The sequence below is a fragment of the Desulfobulbaceae bacterium genome (assembly GCA_013792005.1).
In the GTDB taxonomy this organism is placed as follows: domain Bacteria; phylum Desulfobacterota; class Desulfobulbia; order Desulfobulbales; family VMSU01; genus VMSU01.
In genome coordinates this window covers 1-20750 of record VMSU01000047.1, presented here as the reverse complement: position 1 = coordinate 20750, position 20750 = coordinate 1, and the positions used below count along the sequence as shown (strand labels likewise).

At 52.8% G+C, this 20750-nt stretch carries 16 protein-coding genes; 1 reads left to right on the top strand and 15 read right to left on the bottom strand.

Going from position 1 to position 20750, the window contains the following annotated elements; all coding sequences use genetic code 11:
- Positions 1-474: 474 nt before the first annotated feature.
- The 13 genes from yedF to recN form a co-directional block, all read right to left on the bottom strand.
- A complete protein-coding gene (gene yedF / locus FP815_02775; protein MBA3013859.1) occupies positions 475-1077 on the bottom strand; it encodes a sulfurtransferase-like selenium metabolism protein YedF in 603 nt (200 codons plus the stop codon).
- Between the two features lie 40 nt (positions 1078-1117).
- Positions 1118-2164, bottom strand: coding sequence for a selenide, water dikinase SelD (selD, locus tag FP815_02770; protein ID MBA3013858.1), 1047 nt, complete (start codon positions 2162-2164; stop codon positions 1118-1120).
- A gap of 36 nt (positions 2165-2200) precedes the next feature.
- Positions 2201-2944: a 3-hydroxyacyl-ACP dehydratase gene (locus FP815_02765; protein MBA3013857.1), complete on the bottom strand. Its 744-nt coding sequence runs from the start codon at positions 2942-2944 to the stop codon at positions 2201-2203.
- A gap of 1 nt (position 2945) precedes the next feature.
- Positions 2946-4235, bottom strand: a complete 1290-nt coding sequence (locus FP815_02760; GenBank protein ID MBA3013856.1) for a 2-hydroxyacyl-CoA dehydratase — start codon at positions 4233-4235, stop codon at positions 2946-2948.
- 113 nt (positions 4236-4348) lie between these two features.
- Positions 4349-5101: a rhodanese-like domain-containing protein gene (locus FP815_02755; protein ID MBA3013855.1), complete on the bottom strand. Its 753-nt coding sequence runs from the start codon at positions 5099-5101 to the stop codon at positions 4349-4351.
- 378 nt (positions 5102-5479) lie between these two features.
- Complete coding sequence (locus FP815_02750; protein ID MBA3013854.1) at positions 5480-6481, bottom strand: hypothetical protein; 1002 nt, start codon at positions 6479-6481, stop codon at positions 5480-5482.
- Positions 6397-7452: a hypothetical protein gene (locus tag FP815_02745; GenBank protein ID MBA3013853.1), complete on the bottom strand. Its 1056-nt coding sequence runs from the start codon at positions 7450-7452 to the stop codon at positions 6397-6399. Before FP815_02745 ends, FP815_02750 begins: the two co-directional genes overlap by 85 nt.
- 13 nt (positions 7453-7465) lie before the next feature.
- Positions 7466-7810 carry an adhesin gene (locus FP815_02740; GenBank protein MBA3013852.1) on the bottom strand — a complete coding sequence of 115 codons (345 nt, stop codon included), beginning with the start codon at positions 7808-7810 and terminating at the stop codon, positions 7466-7468.
- Positions 7811-7878: 68 nt separating this feature from the next.
- Positions 7879-8481, bottom strand: coding sequence for a hydrogenase iron-sulfur subunit (locus FP815_02735; protein ID MBA3013851.1), 603 nt, complete (start codon positions 8479-8481; stop codon positions 7879-7881).
- 38 nt (positions 8482-8519) lie between these two features.
- Positions 8520-11594: a CoB--CoM heterodisulfide reductase iron-sulfur subunit A family protein gene (locus tag FP815_02730; protein ID MBA3013850.1), complete on the bottom strand. Its 3075-nt coding sequence runs from the start codon at positions 11592-11594 to the stop codon at positions 8520-8522.
- A 518-nt stretch (positions 11595-12112) separates the two neighbouring features.
- Positions 12113-13630: a radical SAM protein gene (locus tag FP815_02725; GenBank protein ID MBA3013849.1), complete on the bottom strand. Its 1518-nt coding sequence runs from the start codon at positions 13628-13630 to the stop codon at positions 12113-12115.
- Positions 13631-13703: 73 nt separating this feature from the next.
- Positions 13704-14705 carry a thiamine biosynthesis protein gene (locus FP815_02720; GenBank protein ID MBA3013848.1) on the bottom strand — a complete coding sequence of 334 codons (1002 nt, stop codon included), beginning with the start codon at positions 14703-14705 and terminating at the stop codon, positions 13704-13706.
- Positions 14702-16387, bottom strand: a complete 1686-nt coding sequence (gene recN / locus FP815_02715; protein ID MBA3013847.1) for a DNA repair protein RecN — start codon at positions 16385-16387, stop codon at positions 14702-14704. Before recN ends, FP815_02720 begins: the two co-directional genes overlap by 4 nt.
- A gap of 120 nt (positions 16388-16507) precedes the next feature.
- On the opposite strand from recN, the gene FP815_02710 reads away from it, so the two are divergent.
- On the top strand, positions 16508-17926 hold the full coding sequence (locus tag FP815_02710) for a M48 family metalloprotease (protein ID MBA3013846.1): 1419 nt from the start codon (positions 16508-16510) through the stop codon (positions 17924-17926).
- Between the two features lie 71 nt (positions 17927-17997).
- On the opposite strand, the gene FP815_02705 is transcribed toward FP815_02710, so the two are convergent.
- Both FP815_02705 and FP815_02700 read right to left on the bottom strand, forming a co-directional pair.
- The gene (locus FP815_02705; protein ID MBA3013845.1) at positions 17998-19557 is read right to left on the bottom strand and encodes an HDOD domain-containing protein; all 1560 of its coding nucleotides are present in this window, start codon (positions 19555-19557) and stop codon (positions 17998-18000) included.
- A gap of 17 nt (positions 19558-19574) precedes the next feature.
- A partial coding sequence (locus FP815_02700) for an HDOD domain-containing protein (protein ID MBA3013844.1) occupies positions 19575-20750 on the bottom strand: 1176 nt, incomplete at its 5' end.

Genomic DNA, 20750 nt, shown 5'->3' with positions numbered 1-20750 from the left:
TGACCAATACCGATGGCACTGTCCTTGAGGGCCAATTCAACAATGGCCAGTATCTTGGCAAACAGATTAATTCCGCCGAAACCATCTTTGATGACATCATTCAGTAAACACGGATGATGTTGAACGTTCGGACAACAAGGATACAGAGGTTTGTTTGTCCCCCTTTTCTCCATCTCCATCTCCATCTCAAGCACATCTTCACTTCACAACACCCCTCTAAGAAATGAAAATAATCCCGTATGGCTTTTCAATCTAGTCTGCCGATAAACAGTAGACATATAATCAATGAAGGAGGACTGATTGGTCAGGATGCTGGGAAGAAATCTTATCACGTCCAGTCCCCCTTGACCGAGAAAGAAGTGCTGGAGGATTTGTTCACGAACCTCTCCCGGTATGTGCAGCCATAAATAAATTACAAACACTCAAGACAAAGCCGAAGGACTTATTTTCGCCATGAAGGTGAAGGGCATACCATCAGACCGTGATAACCGAATCGGCAAGTTGCATAGCGGTGACGATATCAAGCATATTGGTGGTCTCGCCGACCTGCTTTTTATCAAGCAAATTGAAGTGGGTTAGGCAGGTGCCGCAGACCAGAATCTTGACCCCTTCGCAAGCAAGCCCCTGTAAGATGGGCAAGCCCTCAGAATCTTCAGCCGCCAAGGTGACGCCGCTGTTGATAAAGACGAGAAGCCACAAATCAGGCCCCATTTCCTTCAGGGTCTTCAGGAAATTGATCAGGAGCTTCGAGCCCAGGCCATCGTCACCATGGCCCATCCGGTTTGTCCCGACCATAATCAAAATCTTCTTGTGTTGGCCTTCTGCCACAGGCTTTGACTCCTGCACGGGGATACTTTCCTCACCATTTCTTGTGCCGGTTACCCGGAAGTCAGAGCCTTGACGTTCGGTGGTGATCTGGAAGTTGTGATACTCAAGAAAGCGGGTGACATTCTCCCAGGCCGCCTCGTTGTCAACGACAATAATCAGGGAGGCAGGCGATCCCTTTTCCAGAATTTCTCTGACCTGAAGCACCGGGGCGGGACAAGCCAGTCCTCGGCAATCGATTTCTTGTGTCATACGTTTCTCCTTTTTTGATGTCTCTGTGCCTCACTGTGGCTCATTTCACGATGATCCTTCCTTTTGGCTCCAATAACACCTCCCCTACCATGGCGGCATCTGCCATCCCGGCAGTGATCAGGGCCTTGAGCAAGTCGTCTGCCGCCTCTGCCTCTACCGAGATAAGCAGGCCACCGGACGTCTGTGGGTCAAAGAGGACATCCTGGCATCTTTGCTCAACCCCTGGCCCAAATTCCACCAAAGCCCCCCTGAAGTTTCGGTTGCTATAGGCCCCAGCCGGAATCAACCCCATGGCGGCCCACGCCAGGGCCTCCGACCAAACCGGGACACTTGCCGCCTGAATGCGCACCCCGTGGCCGGAGTCTACAACCATTTCGGCGAGGTGTCCTAAGAAACCAAAACCAGTGATGTCGGTGCAGGCATGTACCGGGTAATCGCGCATCACCATGGCGCTATCCCGATTCAAGGTCGCCATGCTCCGGGTGACCGTTTCCATAATTGCCGCCCCGGCAAGACCAGCCTTGATGGCGGTGGTGATGATCCCCGTGCCCAAGGGTTTGGTAAGAATCAGGCGATCTCCATGATGTAAATTTTTCTTGGTGAGGATGCGGTCGGGATGGATAAAACCAGTCACCGAGAGGCCGTATTTCAACTCGGGGTCTTCCACTGTATGACCACCCACCAGGACGACTCCAGCCTCCCGCATCACAGCCAAGCCGCCCTCGATAACGGAGCGCAGGACAGAGATGTCCATGCTTTTAGCAGGGAAGGCCACCACATTCATCGCTGTTTTTGGGGTACCGCCCATGGCGTAGACATCGCTCAGGGCATTGGCAGCGGCGATCTGCCCGAACCAATACGGGTCATCCACCATCGGCGGAAAGAAGTCGATGGTTTGGACCAAGGCGAGGTCGTTGGAAATCCGGTAGACCCCGGCATCATCAGCCCGGTCGAGACCGACAATAAGGTTTTCATCCACCGGAAGATTAAGTCCGCACAGGGCTCGGTCCAAATCCCCTGGCGGGAGCTTGGCAGCACAACCGGCACCCTTCACAGTTTGAGTCAATCGTATAGTTTCGTTAGTCATGGCAAATCTCAAAAATTCCTGGTGGACAATTATACTTCATAGAGTTCTGGCGTGGAGGGCGGCTCCGACCGCGCCAGCGTGCTCGGGCAGAGAAGGGACAAACACTTCGACTCCCAGCCGTTCCTGGAGCAGGGAGACAATGGCTGGGTTTCGGGCCACGCCACCGGTGAAGACAAGGGTGGCGCTCTCTTCCATCCGTCTGACCATGCCGACCAAACGGCTGACCACCGCCAGGTGCAGGGCACGGGCAATATCGGCAGCAGGCACGCCATGATTCTTGAGCGAAATCACTTCAGATTCGGCAAAGACTGTGCACATGCTGTTGATTGGCGCTTCATGGTCCGACGAGAGGGCCATCGGCCCAAACTCAGCCAGGGTATAACCCAAGCTGGCAGCCATGATTTCCAAAAAACGGCCAGTGCCAGCGGCGCACTTGTCGTTCATCTGAAAATTGACAACCTTGCCTTCTCTATTCAAAGTGATGACCTTGGAGTCCTGACCGCCGACATCGAGAATAGTCATGGCCTGAGGGAAAAAATAGCGTGCCCCCAGGCTATGGGCCTTGATCTCGGTGATGACGCCGCTGGCAAAGTTCTTGTGGGCCAGATGCCGCCCATAGCCGGTGGCGATCACCCGATGAGGCTTTAACCCCTTAAGCAGTTCTTCCGCCTGTTGGTGCGGGGTGAAGCCGCTCTCCACCATCCGGCATTCAAGCAGTTCGTCGCCATCGAACACGGCCATCTTCAAGGCCCGTGAGCCGAGATCAATACCAATATCCATCTTATCCCTCAACCTGTTCCAGGAAGGCCTCGATCCTGGTCTGCAACTGGCCGACATCGTCCGGCGAGTAATCACTTTCGATAGAGAGATAGGGAATCCCTTCACGTTGGCAGGCCTCGCGAATCTTGATCTCCTCAATGTTATAGGTGTGGCAGAACTGTAAAGAATAGTGAATGATGCCTTGAGCTGCTGAATCCTTATACTCCTTCAAGACCTGCGTCACCCGTTCGTCATTGGGTGTGAAGCACGAGCAGTCGATTCGCATGTAGCGGTCAGTGAGCGCTGCCAGTTGTTTTTCCATGTCCAGGCTACCCTCGGTGATGAGGTCTTTGAAGTAGCGAGTGCCGATGCAGGACTCTTCATTGACAATAACCGCACCGGCGCTCTCAACCAGGTTGTGAATCTTCCAGTTAGGCAGGGCCATAGGGGTGCCGGACACCATCACCCGCAACGCGCTCTTGGGGAGTATCCCTTCGCCCTTGGCTGCGCGGGCATCTAACTCGTCGCACAGTTCATTGACCTTGGCCGCGAAGCGGACGGGCTCATCGTAAAAGGCGATTTGCTCGATGAGCAGTGCATCTTTGCCGCTGATGGGAGCCGGGTTTGCCGCCCGCAGCTTAGTGAGGCGTTGCAGAGCTTGGCGCTTGCCGTTAAGGATTTTGATAGCCTCAGCCAGTTGTTCGGAGCTGATAGTCTTGCCGCTGACCGCCTCGATCTTGGCCTTGAAGTCCTTGACCTCCTCAAGCCACAAGGTGCGATCCCGCTCCTTTTTCATCTGGGGGATTTCCATGACATAGGTTGGCACCAGGCGGTCGAGAATCTCCCAGGTCTTTTTCTTGGCGTCGCAAGTCGTCTCACCATAAACGAAATCAACGACTTGGAAATATGGGCAAATGCGGCCTGCCTTGAATCCGAAGGCTGATTTGACCATGGGGCAGATGTTGCGGGGCAGAATTTTTTCGGCATCGGGAATGGAGCCAGGGGAACCGCCGCAGAGGCCTACGCAGATGCCGTTTGCCGCTACCACAATCTCCTCCGGGATATAGACGCAGAAGGTGCCAACCACAGGACGGCCTTCCTTTTTGGCCTGCATCAGCTCTTTGACCCGCCCTCCGAAGATTTCCGAAATCATCTCGTCGAAATAGGCCATCTTTTGTGGCCGATTGGCCTGGGACAGGAAAATTTTAGTGTAGGCGCCGCCCAGCATCTGCCGGGCCTTGTCAAAACGTTCGACATCCATGTTCAATTCATGCCACATCTCTGGATAGGCCTTTACCTCAAAGTCTTGCATAGTTTCTCCTTGTTATTGGTTAGTTTATTTTTATGAAATTTTAATAGGGTAAGCCTCTCCGATGGTGAGGTGCGTCGATGCGAGCTCGTTCCACTTAATGGACGTGATGTCCATCACTGGGCGGCAGTTTCCACCGGCAGACCTTGATCCTTCCAATCTTGGAAAATCGCCTGGCCGATTTTCTCATAGCCAAGTTTCATGAGCTTTCGATAAGCGTTGTAGCTTCGGCCTCCAGAGTTACAGCTAACGATAATGGTATTTTTTTTATCGAGTTGACCTGACTGAGAGGCAAATTCTGCCACCGGGATGTTGATGGCCCCAGGGATATGTCCTTCCTGGAACTCCGAAAGATCGCGAACATCGACAACGGTGACCTCAGCCGCCTTGCTTTGCATAAGGGCCTGTAGATCCTTTGGGACAATCTTTGTGGTTTCTATCTTCTTTTCATAATCAGGGCCGGCGTAGATGGGGAGGCCCTTCTCCTCCCAGACAGGCATGCCCTCGGCGTAAACTTGGATATTGGTGTAGCCCATGTCTGAGGCTTTCTTCGCTGCCTTTTTACTTTTTCCGCATTTGATGCCATTACAGTAGAGAACAATCTGTCGAGTCTTGTCAGTAGGTAACAGGCCAACGTTTTCGGCGAATATCTTCTCCGGGATATTGATGGCGCCTTTGATGTGCACTTCTTGGTATTCCTCGGCATTGCGAGCGTCAACGACAGTAATCTCGCTCCCCTTTTGATCAAGAAGCTGCTTAAGCTCCGTCGTGTTGAGAACCGGGAATGTGTCATCAGCATTTGCCATCGCAGTAATTAGAAGCAGAGCTATGAGAGAAAAAATGGTTAGGATGTTTCGCTGTACTTTCATTGTGTTGTCCTCTTATGTTGGTTTTTATTAAATGACCAATTGGTGATTGGCTTAGAACAGTTGCTCCCTCTATCGGGAAGAATAAGTTAGTTAACAGTAATGGCGGCCCTTGAGGGGACATAGTTCATAATCCAGGCAGGCAGCGCAGACCGTGTATCTGACGCTGTCTTCTGCTCCCCACAAGCCTTTGGCTGTCAGAAAGCACTTTTGAGTGCACTCGTTGCAAGAAACTGGCTCACCGTCTCTGATTTTCTGCCAGCCTGCTTTAGCAAAATAATCTGCTGACTTCTCGTTGCAGGACTGGCAAAGGTGGAAGAAAAGAGTCTCATCCTCAGATTTGAGTTTCCATGTCGGCATTTTTTCCTCCCCCAGCATTGGTTATTGATGTTTGCTCTGTTCTAACCAGTCGATACCTGCTGATTCATATCTCCCCTCAGTCCGAAACCGGGCTCGTAGCGTCCGGGTGGTGTCGTCCAGCCGGTGGGTGACGCCGGTCTCGTCAAAGTGTTCCAATACTGGGATAAGAAATTTCCGAGTCATGCCGGTAAGGGCCTTTAATCCTTGGATGTCCGATTCTCCCTGTTCCCGGAGGTGGCGGACAGTCATCTCTTTGAGCTCTTCCAGCGCCTCACGATAAAAATAGAGATCCTCATTGACCATGGTGAGAATATCGTCGATGGCAAGACCTTCCAGAACACTTCGGAGTATTCCAGCCCCTTGACGCGGGAAGCGTGCCACGATTTCTCGTAGCGGCGGAGGCGCGAGCGCGGCATTACGGTAGAGGTCCGTAAGTTCGTGCCGGAGCCATTCGCTAGTCCGGGAAGACAGCGGCCTGTCTGGGGAAAGACAAACCGTCTCCTCCACCGTTGCCGCTGTCCCCCTTTTGGCAAGGTCATCCAGGAGAAGACGCATCAGTTGCGGCTCCATGCCGCCATAAACCATGAGGCGCAACTCCTCCACAGACAATCCCTCGCGGTTCGGGAAATCGTCATGGAAGGAGGCAAGGAGCCGCACGGTTCTCTCCTTTAAGGCCTCGAAAGCGGCACGGGCGATGAGCTGCTGCCGTCCGCCACCTACCAGCAGCAGTTGCCGGGTGGATAACGGCGCTTCCAGTAATTTACGTGCTCTTTTCTCAGAAACTCCCAGGCGTAGGCTCAGTTCTGGAACGGTCAGCCCCTGGAAGCCGCTTTCCTGGACGTGGAGCACGGCCAGTTCTTCGACCGCGCTGCGCCGGTATTGGTTAAAGATGTCGGCAGCAGAATGGCGCTTGCGGTGAGGAGCGACCCCATTGTAAACTACGCCACCACCCAGGATAAGCGGCGGCGAGTAGCTCCGCACCAGAAAGCGGTCACCCGGCCAGGCCCCCACCGGCTCCTCCAAAAAAGCTGGGCAGCGGCCCGGTTGCCAGGCCCAAGTTCCTCATCCTCCAGAAGCACGATATGACCGGCAAGCTCAGCCGCTCCCAAATGCACGCGGACTGCGGTTCGATTACGGAAGGGTTCGGAGTTGTCAGCGAGATAGGAAAAATCTACGTCCAGGATGTGCGAAGGAGAAAGACAACCAGGGGTGGCCAGGACATCGCCGCGTTCGATCATCGTCTCTTCCACCCCGTGCAGGTTCACCGCGACGCGGCTCCCCTGCATGGCCTCTTTCACTTCACGGCGATGCACCTGGAGCCCATTGACGCGCACTGGCGCCATTTTTGGAAAGAGCAGTAGCGACTCGCCAGAAGTGATTCGTCCGGCCAGCACGGCCCCAGTCGCTACGATTCCACCATCGGGCAGGGTAAAGGTGCGATCCACCGTCATTCGGAAAGGGCTTGTCCCCTTGGCCTCGGCACTGGCGGCAACGACCTCGACAAGCCAGGATCGCAAAGGGGCAACGCCTTCACCGGTAACGCTGGAGAGGGGAAAAACCGGTGCACCTTGAAGGAAGGAACCGCGAACGAACTCCGGCACTTCCTCCATGACCATAGACAGGAGGTCCGGCTCCACCCGGTCAATTCCAGAGATAACAATACCGCCCTGCTGCATCCCGAGTATCCGGCAGATAGCCAAGTGCTCACGAGTTTGGGGCATTACCCCCTGGTCTGCTGCGATCAGCAAGAGAACAGTAGTCACACCGGAAAGGCCTGCCAGCAAATGCCGCATATACTTATCGTGGCCGGGCAAGTCGGCCAAGCTGAGCTGCTTGCTGTTTTCTGTTTCGAGAACCGCAAAGCCGGGCTCGATGGAGAGACCACGTTCCTTTTCATCCTTGCGCCGGTCGGTGTCCTCCCCGCTCATTGTCCGAACCAGGGCCGTTTTTCCACAGCTTTGTGCGCCTAGCACCCCGATAATTACCGTACTCATACCATTCCTCAGGTCAACTACCACAGGAGCCGGATGAACAGGAACCGCCGCAGCCGCCACCAGTGCTTGGTAGTGGGACGCTTGCGGTCACTGAAAAACCACTCTTACAACCACAGCCCGAGCCTTCAGCAAAATCCACCCGCACTGCGCCACATTGGCAGAGAAGCTCGTTATCGATGATCACCCGCACGCCATCCTGATCAGCAATCGCATCCGTCGCTTTGGCCTCATCTAAGGCCAGGCCTAAAGATGGGCCGCCACAACCGTTCATCAATGCTACCCGGACTGCGGACTCGATTTTGTTCTCTTCAAGATACTGTTTCAATTTCTGACCAGCCATTTCTGTTACATCAAGCATACGACACCTCTTTGGTTAGTGTTTCAGTGAATGGGGTTGCCCCCCCTTTTTTTTGTTGATAGAGCCTGTTATTCTGAAAACAAGGCCGATAACGCTTTGTCACATTTCGTCTGAACCAGGGCATTGATGGCGGGCCTTGAAAAATCACGGGTCTTCATCATTTCGCTGGAGGCGGTGATCAGCCCTATGCGGATCTTGCGGTCACAGCTGGCTATTGCCGCCTTGTCGAGTTTTGCCCTGAGGTCGTCAGCCGCGCAGTTCTCTGCTGCTCCCAAGGGGCCAAGAGCCGCCACCTGCGCAGTAAAGGCGGTGATGATCTTAACGAAGTTTGGCCCTTCCGCTGCCGAGGCCCAATCGATCAGGAAGCGCTGATTGTTGACCCCGAGCCGGGATAGCACCTCATGCACCAGAGCCGCCGACACTAAGGCGTGGTAGTTGCCGTCCTGGTAATGACATTCGCCGGGATGACAACCGCCGACAAAGATACCGTCCGCCCCTGAGGCAAGGCCAGCCAGAGGAAAGGACGGATCAAGCCGACCCGTGCACATGATGCGGATAACCCGCAGATTGGGCGGATACTGGTAGCGGCCAACTCCTGCCGAATCGGCGGCGGTGTAGCAGCACCAGTTGCATAGAAAACCAAGAATTTTAGGGGAGTATGGTTCGGTCATGGGTATGGTTCCTTTATTGATGGATACGATGTTATTTTTTAAGCGGCACTTGTGTCAGCAAAGGCACCGATCTGAGCCATAATGCTGTCCAGGGTGAAGCGGCCCATGTCGATAGCCATGGTCGGACAGCGGGCCGAACAGACCCCGCAACCCTTGCAAGAGGCAGTGATGGTGCGAGCCTTCTTGCGGTTATCGACCTTGAAAATTTCGATGGCTTTGTAGGGACAGAAGGTTTGGCAAGCGCCACAACCAATACATTTTTCTTGATCGACCGAGCTGACGATTGGTTCCGGGGCGATATAGCCTCGCGCTAAGGGCTGACAGGCTCGCCCGGCAGCGGCTTGAGCCTGGGCGATGCTCTCGGCCATGGACTGCGGTGAATGAGCTAGACCGCAAGTAAAAACGCCATCCACCGGCAGGTCAACCGGTCGTAGTTTGACATGGGCCTCAAGGTAGAAATTTTCCGCCGTCACCGGCACCTTGAGCATCAGGGCCAAGTCCCTGGTGTTCTCAGGCACGATGCCCACCGACAGGACTAGCAGGTCGGCATTGAACGTGATCTCTTCTCCCAGCAGTGGATCGTAGCCCGTGACGTTAAGCGGACTCGACTTGCCCCGGCCTGGGGTGACCTGGGGCGGACGTTCTGGGGTGTAACGGATAAAGAGAACCCCCTGCTCACGGGCGGCGCGGTAATCATCCTCCATGAACCCATAGGCCCGCATGTCGCGGTAAAAGACGATGATGCCAAGCTCAGGCCGCATCTTTTTCAGCCGCAGACTGTTCTTCAAGGCTTGCCCGCAACATACCCGGCTACAGTACGAAAGATCGTCGCCGCGAGAGCCGACACACTGAATCATGACGATCTGTTTCGACTTGGCGGGCAGGGGTTGGGCTGAGGCCAAGCGCTGTTCCAGCTCGAGTTGGGTGACGACCCTGTTAGAAGCTCCATGCAAATATTGGTGCGGCTGATAGGGCTTGCCGCCGGTGGCCAGCACCGCCACCCCATGGTTGATCACCTGCGAGCTGTCGCAGGTGCTGACCGTGGTGGTGAAATTGCCGACATAGCCGGACACCGAGGCCACCGAGGCCTGTCTCAAGACGGTAATCTGCGGGTGCTGCTCCACCTGGCGGATCAGCTCGCCTACCTGTTGGGCAGGGATGCCGTCAAAGCGATCACGATCAAGCCGCAGTGCCTGGCCGCCAAGGTGCTCGCCTCGCTCTACCAGCGTTGTTTCATAGCCCTGTCCGGCAATAGTCAAGGCGGCGGTCATCCCGGCCAGGCCCCCGCCGACGACAAGGGCGCTCGGCGTTACCGGCAGCTTATGTTCCGCAAGAGGGCGCAAAAAAGCCGCCTTGGCCACTGCCATCCGCACCAGATCACGGGCCTTATCGGTGGCCTGTTGCGGTTCATGCATGTGAACCCAGGAGCATTGATCACGGATATTGGCCATCTCGAACAGGGCTCGGTTGAGACCGGCCTCACGCATGGTGGCCTGAAACAACGGCTCGTGAGTACGCGGGGTGCAGGCCGCCACCACAATCCGGTTCAGGCGCTGTGCGCGGATAATATCGACCAACTGCTGCTGGGTGTCCTGGGAACAGGAGTAAAGGTTATTGGTGGCATAGACGACATGGGGCAGGGTGCGGGCGTAGGCTGCCACGTCTGGCACACTGACCACGCCGCCGATATTGGTGCCGCAGTGGCAGACGAAGACCCCAATTCTCGGTTCCTCCTGAGCGATGTCCCTCTCCTCAGGGAAATCGACTTGGACAGTGGACTGATGTCTGGCCCCGGCCAGCAAGGCGGAGCAGAGCCCGGACACGCCCCCGGCCTGGACCACCGAGTCCGGGATGTCCTTGGGGCCTTGGAAGGCGCCAATCACATAGACCCCAGGCCGATCAGTGGTAAGCGGCGCATAGGCGCCGGTGGCGGCGAACTGGTACTTGTTCAAGGAGATGCCGCAGGTTGCGGCCAAGGAGTCAGCGTCATCCGGGGATTCAAGGCCTTGGGAGAGAACCACCAAATCGAATTTTTCGTAGTGATGTTTCCCGTCTTCCGTTGACCAGGTGAGCAGCATACGACCGTCAAAGACATCTTCAACCCTGGGTGGACGGGCATAGATGACCCTGAAGTTATTCTCACGGGTGGCTCGCTCGCGGGCGGCATCGAAGCCCTTACCGTGGGTGCGGACGTCCATGTAGAAGAGGGTGATTTCTGCTTCCGGGTCGTGCTCGCGGGCGAGGGTGGCCTGTTTGATGGCGTACATGCAACAGACTGACGAACAGTAGTTGTTGTCGCAGGTCGCATCGCGTGAGCCGACGCATTGCAGGAAGGCAATTTTCTTGGGGTGCTTGCGGTCGGAGGGGCGGACGATCTCACCATTGGTAGGGCCTGAGGCGCACATCAAACGCTCGTGCTCAAAGGCGGTCAGGACATCCGGGAATTTGCCCCAACCGTAATGGGCAAGAACCTCCTCCTTAACCCGGCCAAAGCCGGGGGCGAGCACCACCGCCCCTACTGAAAGCGTGAGGGTCTGAGGCTGTTCATCGAAATTGATCGCCCTTTTCTGGCAGACCACGGCACAGAGGCCGCAGGTGCCGTGTTTTAGGCGCAGGCATTTTTCCGGGTCGATGGCATAAGTGGCAGGCACCGCCTGGGCGTAATCGATGTGGATAGCGCTGGTGATGGCCAGGTTTTCATTGTAGTCGTCATCGATTTGCTTCAGGCAGTATTGGGCGCACTGGCCGCAGCCGGTGCAGGTAGTCTCGTCGATGTAGCGTGGGTGCTTGAGTATGGTGGCCTTAAAGTTGCCTGGCTCGCCACTAAGGCCGACAATCTCCGCGCGGGTCAGGATGTCGATGTTGGCGTCACGCCCTGCCTCAACCAGCTTCGGAGCCAGGATGCAAAGCGAGCAATCGTTGGTGGGGAAGGTCTTGTCCAGCCGGGCCATGACCCCGCCAATGGCGGCGCTTTTCTCGACAAGATAGACCTTCAGCCCGAGCTGAGTCATGTCGAGGGCTGTTTGAACTCCAGCGACGCCGCCGCCGATGACGAGGACTGAGCCTGTTTTATAGGGGGGGTGATTTGGTGCTGTGAGACTAGGGTGTTGCATGGATTTCCTCCAGGGGGATTAGGCACGTGGCCTTTATCCCGTTGAGCCTGGCGGAAATGAAGGATTATATCATTGGCGAGGAGGCGCGGCGAGGAAGGCGCTGTGCGGTTGAGCGGCCCAACCTGGGCCGGTCGCGTCGAAACGCGGATTTCAGTTAAATGATTTCAAATACATGGCGGTGTGATGGTTGAATTGTAAAAGGTGCTACCTTTTTTGAATGCTAAAAAAACGAAGTGTATAAACTTAACGGAAAGCGTATGTTTGTCAAACTGTTTTTTTTGCGCTGTTTTTTTTGCAAAGACAAAATTGCCCTCAGTAAATTAAGTGTATGTTGAGGTGAAGATGCGATGTTGATGCTGAAAAGAAGTCATAGAAATCCCCAAACTCAACATTTTTACTGAATATCATAAAAAATGGAGAACGAGGCAACTGTCAACAGTTAGCCGACTGACAACCCGAGAAATAATCTCGTGATGTCAGCAAGCAATAATAATCCCTAAGGAAAGATAATCATGCCATCAGCAGAAAAACGGGGCGTGGTTCGAGGTGAAGATTGGCGGGATACGTTTCAAGATTGCATCAATGGCTGGATGACGTTTGAATTCCTCATCCAGAAAGCGACGAATTGATTGCCGATCCCAGCCCAAAGGGTGCTCAAAATCGGTGTATAATGAAAGATCGCCTTCCGAGAAGGTGCTGGTAGTTAGTCCGTGAACTTCAGAACTACTAATCGGCATATTGAAAACTGCAAGGTTAAGAAAGGTGATGGCCGAGTGATGACTCACCACAAAGTCCATAGTAGCTCTGGCCTCGGCAAGGGATTCTGCCGGAGTGCCGAAGAGCAGGTAAACAAAGGTGGCAATTCCCGCTTTCTCAAGTGCTCTAAGGGCACTTGAGACCATGGTGATGTTGATTCCCTTGTCTGTGGCATTCAAGACCGTTTGATCCCCTGACTCAAGACCCAGTTTGAGCATCACACACCCGGACTCCTTCAGTGCCTGACAAAAAGTTACATCCGCAAGTTCCGGGACTATTCGAGAAAATCCATACCACTTGACGCCAGGAGGTTGCGCTATCAACTGCCTTAAGAGAGCAGGACTAACCGCGTTATCCAGAAAGTGAATCAGGGTGGGCTTAGTCGCCTCACTCAGATTGGTGATATCATCAACAACCTGCTCAACCGGCACCGGGAGATAGGGATTCTTCTCGGCGCTTTCAGGACAGAAGCTGCACTTTTGCCAATAGCATCCTGAAGATGCGGCATAGGGGAGAATGAATCCTGGCGCCAGATAATCTGCAAGCGGCAACCCGGAGTAGTCAGGACAATAATGAACATTTCCCTGATGGATTCCACCGCCCAGAAGATCAAGCAGTGGCCCTTCGCCTGGACCTGCCACCAGATGGTCGACCATTCCGCTAAAGGGGTTTCTCCAGCCTGGACGGCGTAGCCACGAAGTGATCAAGCCCCCGCCAAGGACCACCGGCAGACCAGGGAAGTGGCGCTTAATGAAACCCGCCATGGCGAAGGTGGTAATGGCCTGACTCAAGTAATTAAGAGAGAAACCAACCGCCCGAGGACAAAACTTTTCCAGTACCTGCGGCAAACGCCGAGCAAAATAGGGATGAAAGATATTGTCCTGTGGGTTCTGCCAGGCTTGAAGAAGATCGCTTGACTTGAGCGACGAGAGCAAAGGGTCCTGATAGTTAGCCAAATTCACGGATAAACCATGGGCTCGTCCGGCCATATCGAGGACACGATTGACATCAGCAACTGCCCTGTTATAGCGCGACGGGTTCTGATACAGCGACCAACTGCGGAGAGAGGAGAGGTTGTTCTCAAGATTTCGCCCAGCGCGCTTGGACCAGGTATCACCGATTTTAAGCAATGGCTGAGCCCCGAGAAGAGAGAAAATCCCCTCAAGATTGGCATCCAGCACGGTGCATGCCAGGCCGTTTTTCCGCAGGGCGCCGGCCAACAGGGGAATCCCTGCCGGCGGCTCGCACGGTTTGGCTAGCGGAGGATGAATAAGCAGCATCAATCTTCGTTATCCGATACCAGCCAACAGAGATCCCTGGCTTGATCCTTCCATTGATACAGTGATTGGCTCATTAGAGAACCCATGATCGAGCATGCTCAGGATCGGGGGGCACCCCGGCACAGACTGTGGTGCCATTACTCCCCCGGCACTCGACCTGCCCAGGCATGGGCTGACCATCCGGGCCTTTTTTACCGTAACGAGCGATAAGACCAGCCGCTAGATCAAGGTCTGTCGATGAAGACAGATTCCTGAGCAGCGCATAAGGTCCTGGCCGGTCAATAAGCTTCAGGCAGAGATCATTCTCCTCCGCAAGAGCCAGGACAGATTGATTTTCCTCTTCACCTCGCCCCATCACCAGCCAGGCCCCGTCAGGCAGGACAAAATGACGCCCTACCTTGATCAGACGCATATCATTAACCCGAATGGTTTGGTGTTCTCCATAATACCGCTTGATCCTCGCCGCCACATTCAGATCGGTCAGGACACAGCCACCGGCCGGACTGGGATAGTCGGTGATCCCCATCTCTTTTGCCAGGGCGATCTGCGGAGAACGTCCACGACCGCCAAAATCACACAACTGTGCCCGATCCACAAGCCCGTTTATTTCCGGCTGGGTCGGGAGGAGATGCTTGGCGCACAGGGGGCGGAGCAAGATGCCGTTACAACCGGAGTCCCGTTCGACCACCCTGAGTGCGTCCCGGCGCTGAGACATTGGCCTCTGGCCGAGAACTTCACCGGAGATCAGGAATGAGGCGCCTTGAACGGCCATCATTTCGCGAGCCTTGGTCATCATGAAAATCTTGCAATCAAGACAGGGGTTGAAATGTTTGCCATAACCATGGGCAGGATTCCGGAGCAGAGAAAAGTACTCGGTACTGAGATCCACAACAGTGACGTCGATATCGTATTTTTCCTTGATCTCTTGAGAATAACCTGGCCGCTCCAGGATATCGTAATCGAAAAAAGGGGTGACGAATTTAACCGCCAACACCTTGATCCCTTGACGGGCCACTACCCGGCAGGCAAGGATGCTGTCGAGTCCACCTGAAAAGAGTGCGATTGCCTGGGTCATGGAGTACTTCCTTGACGCGGTGAGTGATTGCGATCAATAAGTTCCGAAGCAAAGGCTAGTGATTGTGGAGAAACTGAGTCACCATCGAGCATCCGGGCGATTTCAGGCAGCCGCGCGGAAGAGTCAAGCTCGGTGATGGCCGTAGAAGTTCGACCATCGGCCAACCGCTTCTCTACCAGAAAATGACTGGCGCCAGCCGCAGCAATTTGCGGCAGATGGGTAATGCAGATCACTTGATGATGCTGGGCAAGTTCTTTAATCTTGCGGGCCACCGCCTCGGCAGCCTTGCCGCCGATACCAGCATCGATCTCATCGAAGATAACCGTTTCCACGGAGTCTTGTCTCGCAAGCAAACACTTTAAGGCCAGCATCACTCGAGAGAGTTCTCCGCCCGAGGCAATGCTTGCCAATGGCTTCACAGGTTCTCCAGGATTGGCTGAGAACATGAATTCGCATCGATCCCACCCTGCCCTGGTCATCATCTCAAGCTTCTTGTCACTCTCCTTAAACGCCGCGACAAAATCAGCCTGTGCAAAACTTAAGGCACGCAGTTCATCACGAACCGCATTGCCGAGCCGAATAGCCACCTCCTTTCGCGCCAGAGACAGTTCGTCAGCCGACCGAATCAGTCCACTCTCGATAGCTGCGCACTCTTTAGCGAGCAGTCCGATCTTCTGATCAAGTTCGTCAAGACCGTGCAACTCCTCGCGTATTTTTTCGGCATATGCCAAGATATCAGCCAAGTCTTCTCCGTATTTGCGCTTTAGTTGCTGAAGATAAGTGATCCGGGCGACAATCTCTTCTAAGGCCAACTCGTCGTCAGGCACCCGATTCAAGTAATCACGAATCTGCCCTACATAGTCATCAATCAGGAAACTCTGCTCAGCCACGGAAGCCGCAAGTACAGAGGCATCCTGATCAATCGCCGCGATGGCATCGATGTTCTTACGGGCCAGGCCCAAGGACTCGGAGGCAGATTGTAGTTCTCGGTAACATTTTAGGCCAAACTTCTTTAAGTCGGCAGACCCTTTCAAGCGCAGACGATCTCGAGTAAGGCGTTCGTCCTCCCCAACTTCGATAGCCGCTGCATCAATTTCGCGAAGTTGATAAGAAAGAAAATCACGGCGCTGTTCTTTATCCATTTCCCGTTGTCTGAGGAGATCAAGTTCCTTTTTTGCTTCGGCCCATTGATCAAAAAAACCGGTAACCATCTCCCTGTTCGACCACAGCTCACCTGCCATATCGATAAAATCAAGATGATACTTAGGATTGAGCAGGCGTTGATGGTCATGCTGGCTGGCAACACTTACCAGATGTTCGCTGACAGACTGGACCAGACGAGCGGTGGTCAAGCCGCCATTGAGGTAGAACCGACTCTTGCCATCGGAGGAAACCACTCGTTTAATCAAGAGTTCATCTACCTCATCGAGTCCCATCTCACGAAGTTCGTTATGCAAAGCGGGCGACTCAGGGCAATCAAAAGTAGCCTCGACCACGGCCTGGGCCGCACCGGTCCTGACCCAGGAAGAAGAAGCCCTGGCCCCGGTCAATAAGGCGATTGCTTGCAGGACAATGGATTTGCCCGCCCCGGTCTCACCGGAAAAAACGGTCAACCCTTTACCAAGAACGACATGAAGCCTCTCGATTAAGGCAAGATTCTCTATTCGTATTTCATTAAGCATTGCTAACCTATACTCAACCCGCAGTCAGGGGAAAAGTTTTTTTTGAAATTACATTGGTCATTTTCCGATGTATAGTTATGTTTACCTAATGTCACTATCAGTAAGAAAGGACCAACTTACATGCCCATATTAAAAAAACAGATCAGTATCATCGTGCTCATCACCTTCCTCTCCGGTCTCCTCCCCGGCCCCCTGCCGCCAAGAGCAAGTTATGCTTTTTCGGTTGGAGAAGAAAAAGAGGTCGGAGAAAAATTGCTGACCATGGTTCGCAAGAGCTTTGAGGTAATTGACGACCCGGATATCACTCAGTACATCAATGGGATCGGACAACAGATCCTTGGCGTAGCCGGGCCGCAATACTTTGACTATCACTTTTTTGTCATCAGCGATAAAGAGTTCAACGCTTTTGCCGCCCCATCCGGCCTCATTTTCATCCACTCGGGATTAATCGAAGCCATGAACAGCGAAGGTGAGTTGGTCAGTGTCATGGCCCACGAATGTGGTCACGTTACCAGTCGCCACATCTCGGACCGAATCAACAAGAGCGCCAAAACCAGCCTCGGCACTGCCGCTCTTCTGATCGCCGGTATCGCTATGGGAGGGGGAGCGCTGTCACAAGCGCTGATTACAGGCTCCATGGCCGCCAATGCCGCCATGAACCTTAAGTTCAGCCGCGAAGATGAGGAGGAGGCAGATCGGCTCTCGTATAAATGGATGCAGTCCATGAAGGTTGATCCGGCCCATATGGAAACCATGCTGGGGAAGATGCATCGAATCAGCGTCTACCGGATGGCCAATATTCCCCCTTATCTTTTAACCCATCCAGAACCGAAACAACGTTTAGGCTATGTACAGGACCTGATCATGGCCTCAGGCCAAGGATCGACATACACGCCTGCCGATGATTTTTCCTTCCTCCGAGTAAAACAGCGGCTCATGGTCTCCACCAAGGACCCAGCAAACCTTCGAGCCCTGTACACCCGAAAAGCCAATGAAGGTAAAGATCTTCAAAGCGTCATGGCCCAATATGGTCTGGCCCTGATCGCTCAAGCCGGGGCTGATTATACCACAGCCGAGACCTTGCTCAAATCGGTCATCGCCTCCTATCCGGATCGCCCCATACTTAAAACTGATTTAGCTGCCCTGTACATGCAAAGTGGACGGACACCCGAAGCATTGCCACTTCTTAACGCCAGCCAGGCCGCCGACCCTCGCTCATCTTACACCAAGTACACTCTGGCCCAGGCCCTGGAACAGACCGGAGAGCAAAAAAAAGCGTTAACGCTGTATCGGGATCTCCTGCCGGAACTTACCGATCACGCCATGCTCCAACGGACCGTTGGCAACCTGGAGACGAGGATGGGACGAAAAGGTGTAGGCCATTACTATCTTGGCCGCTACTTCTGGCTGGAGGGAGACTCTAAAAACGCCAAATACCACTTAGCCGCAACCCTTGGCGATATGACAGTCGACGCGCCGATTATGACCAAAGCCAAGACTTTACTAGCCGACATCATTCGTATCGAAAAAGATATGTGACTCATGCCTTAAGCTGATTGGACTGAAATATGGCAGGCGGTTTATGGATAATACAACGAAATTGGGGGTGTTCAGCTTTTTCGAATCTTGCGGATAGCCATGACAGCAAAGTCACGGAACAGCCGAACTGATTTGATCATATCTTTATCAAGCAAAGGTCGCCCCATCTTGCGATCGAGGTAGATTAAGCCAATCCCCTTGTTATCGATTGCGATGGGAAACAGATAGACCGTCCGATCTTTAACCAAGTACTGGAGATTATCAGGGAAAACGCCTGCTTTGTTAGCCGAAATCATCATGTCTTTCCCGTGCATTACGGAGTTAGAAATAACATAAGGACTCTGTGGTGATAAAATATGTTCAAAACGCCTAACCCCTTCGGTGCCGATCTCTCCCAGACCAAATCGGCCGACCAACGAAATTTTGGTGGGCTGCTTGCTGATGATAGCCAGAATAACTCGATCAAATCCTACTCCCCGGTAGAGGGCTTCCAGGAGATTGGCATAGAAGTCATTAACATCAAAATGCCCCATCAAGGTCTCAGTGATATCCCGAATAAAGTCATTGACCGACTTATCGGTACTGATTGGCAATTCGTCCAGAATTTCAGTTTCGGTTGGTTGGCACTCTTCCTCATCCTGAATGGCCTTGTTTTTTCTTTCCTCTTGCTCATCCGGTTTGTCTGAATTGAACAAACCACGTTTAGCGTTCGCCTCGACGTTTCTCAGCCGTCCCCTGATTTTCAACTTGGTTAAACCAAAGCGAATAGCATCAGAAACTGTCTCGGACACAGAGATAGCTTGATTGAGGCGTTCAATCATCTCCTTGGGATTTACCGACAAGATTGCGCCATACTGTTGAAACAACTTTTCCAGGTCTTCACCGTCACAGACCTTGTCAACAAAACTGTTACTAAAGTGAGACAGGTTCTGCAAATACCCATCGCTGTCATATTTATGCTTTGGGGCCTCCGGGGTTTGGTTCATCGCGCCGATAACTTTCTCGGACAGATTCCAGAACTTTGCCACCTCAATGCCTATTTCCGGATAGGTTATGTCGGATAGAACTTCTCGACAGGCCATGTTCTGAGACATGCCAGCCTGAACACTCTCTTCTATTTGCCGATACTTATCTGGAAGATAAATACAGACAATGATTTTGCCTAAATTATGGAGCAAGGTACAAATAAAGGCCTCTTCGGGGGGCACATTAATCCCAGTGCTAACCACAAGATCACGGGCCTGGAGTCCGCTCAAGAAGGCTCTGGTCAAAATCTTGCTGATTCCCTCCTTGTCGGCGCCTGACTTAACAAAATCTTCAAATAGAGTAATGGCCATAGCCATATCCCTTACCGCATCAAAACCAAGGATGGTAACGGCTTTGGAGATGGAGTTACAGGTTCGCCCCATCGAGTAGTATGCTGAATTGACGATCTGCAGCACTTTGTTAGTCAAGGAGAAATCTTTTAAAATCACCCGAGTCAGTTCGTCACTTCCTGAACGGCTGCTGCTGGTTAATGAGATCAAATCCTGCACATTATGGGACATGGCAGGAAGTTCACACATATTAATCTTGGTGAAAATTGTAGATAGGCTTGCAGAAGGTTTTTTTTCACTCTGTTGATCGGTCATGGTCAATCCTAGTGTGCTCAGGAAACTGCTCTTATTTTTATTATGGCCGAAACCGCGAGTTCTCGAAGCTGTCTTACTGTCTTAATCATCTCATTATTAAACAATGGTTGTTCAGCTTTACGATCAAGATAAATCATACTGACTCCCTTGCCCTCAATAACAATTGGAAACAGATACACGGTTCGGTCTTTGACCAGATGTTGCAGCCTACGAGAAAAAGACCATGACTTAGTAGCCGGAATAATTACATCTTTTCCTGAAACCATGGCAGTAGACATGGGACAGTTACTTTCAGAATCGAGTGGTTGCTCAAACAATTTCACTCCTTCATGGTCGATATCTCCCGCCCCTAACCTCCCTACCAGAGAAACATTGGCAGAAAAAGTATTCACAGTGGCCAATACTGCCCTATCAAAACCCATTCCTTGATGAAAAGCTTCCAGGAGAAGCCGGTAAAACTCGTTAATAGAGAAATTTTTCTTTACCAACAAATTAAGATCTTCAATAAAATGATGTACTGTCTTGTTCGGTCGGTATTTCTCTTGATCCTGCAAAGAAGAAAGGAATGCTCTCAGTGTATCATTCCGTTGCCCAGTCCGTTCAGTCACACCCTCCTGGCCCTGTGGAATGTCGGAATTCAAGAGCCCGTTCCTGAGATTAATCATCAGAAACCGAATTTTAGTCTGGATTTTGAGTTTTGTCACTCCTGAGCGGAGTAAGGTTGAGGTTATTTCCGCTTCATCAACACTCCGTTTGATCGAAATCAGCGTTTCATTGATCCCAACAGACAATATTACTCCATATTGCTGAAATAATGAGTCTAAATCAAATCCGTCGCATAGGGATTCAACGAAGACGTTAGCAAAATGGATCAGACTGGCAAGATAATGGTTTGAGAAATCTAGTGGCGGATGAGCGTAGCTTCTCCCTCCCTTCTCCAATACCATAAGAAGTAAATCTGGCAGGTTCCAAAATTTGGCGACCTCAATGCCTATCTCTCGAAACGTAAGACCAGCCAAGACTTCCCGACAGGCCAACTCTTCCGACATCCCGGTCTCGATCTTCAACTCTATGTCCCGATAACTCACAGGCAGATAAAGACACAGGATAATCTTGCCCAAATTATAGAAGAGTCCACAAAGAAAGACCTCTTCTGGCTCCACCTTAATTTTATTTTCGACTGCCAAATCACG

Excerpts from the sequence above, each read along its gene's own strand:
- FP815_02755 (MBA3013855.1), bottom strand. The coding sequence starts at position 5,101 with ATGAAAGTACAGCGAAACATCCTAACCATTTTTTCTCTCATAGCTCTG.
- FP815_02730 (MBA3013850.1), bottom strand. The coding sequence starts at position 11,594 with ATGCAACACCCTAGTCTCACAGCACCAAATCACCCCCCCTATAAAACA.
- FP815_02725 (MBA3013849.1), bottom strand. The coding sequence starts at position 13,630 with ATGCTGCTTATTCATCCTCCGCTAGCCAAACCGTGCGAGCCGCCGGCA.
- FP815_02740 (MBA3013852.1), bottom strand. The coding sequence starts at position 7,810 with ATGCTTGATGTAACAGAAATGGCTGGTCAGAAATTGAAACAGTATCTT.
- FP815_02760 (MBA3013856.1), bottom strand. The coding sequence starts at position 4,235 with ATGCAAGACTTTGAGGTAAAGGCCTATCCAGAGATGTGGCATGAATTG.
- FP815_02735 (MBA3013851.1), bottom strand. The coding sequence starts at position 8,481 with ATGACCGAACCATACTCCCCTAAAATTCTTGGTTTTCTATGCAACTGG.
- FP815_02705 (MBA3013845.1), bottom strand. The coding sequence starts at position 19,557 with ATGACCGATCAACAGAGTGAAAAAAAACCTTCTGCAAGCCTATCTACA.
- FP815_02745 (MBA3013853.1), bottom strand. The coding sequence starts at position 7,452 with ATGAGTACGGTAATTATCGGGGTGCTAGGCGCACAAAGCTGTGGAAAA.
- selD (MBA3013858.1), bottom strand. The coding sequence starts at position 2,164 with ATGACTAACGAAACTATACGATTGACTCAAACTGTGAAGGGTGCCGGT.
- recN (MBA3013847.1), bottom strand. The coding sequence starts at position 16,387 with ATGCTTAATGAAATACGAATAGAGAATCTTGCCTTAATCGAGAGGCTT.
- FP815_02710 (MBA3013846.1), top strand. The coding sequence starts at position 16,508 with ATGCCCATATTAAAAAAACAGATCAGTATCATCGTGCTCATCACCTTC.
- FP815_02720 (MBA3013848.1), bottom strand. The coding sequence starts at position 14,705 with ATGACCCAGGCAATCGCACTCTTTTCAGGTGGACTCGACAGCATCCTT.
- FP815_02765 (MBA3013857.1), bottom strand. The coding sequence starts at position 2,944 with ATGGATATTGGTATTGATCTCGGCTCACGGGCCTTGAAGATGGCCGTG.
- yedF (MBA3013859.1), bottom strand. The coding sequence starts at position 1,077 with ATGACACAAGAAATCGATTGCCGAGGACTGGCTTGTCCCGCCCCGGTG.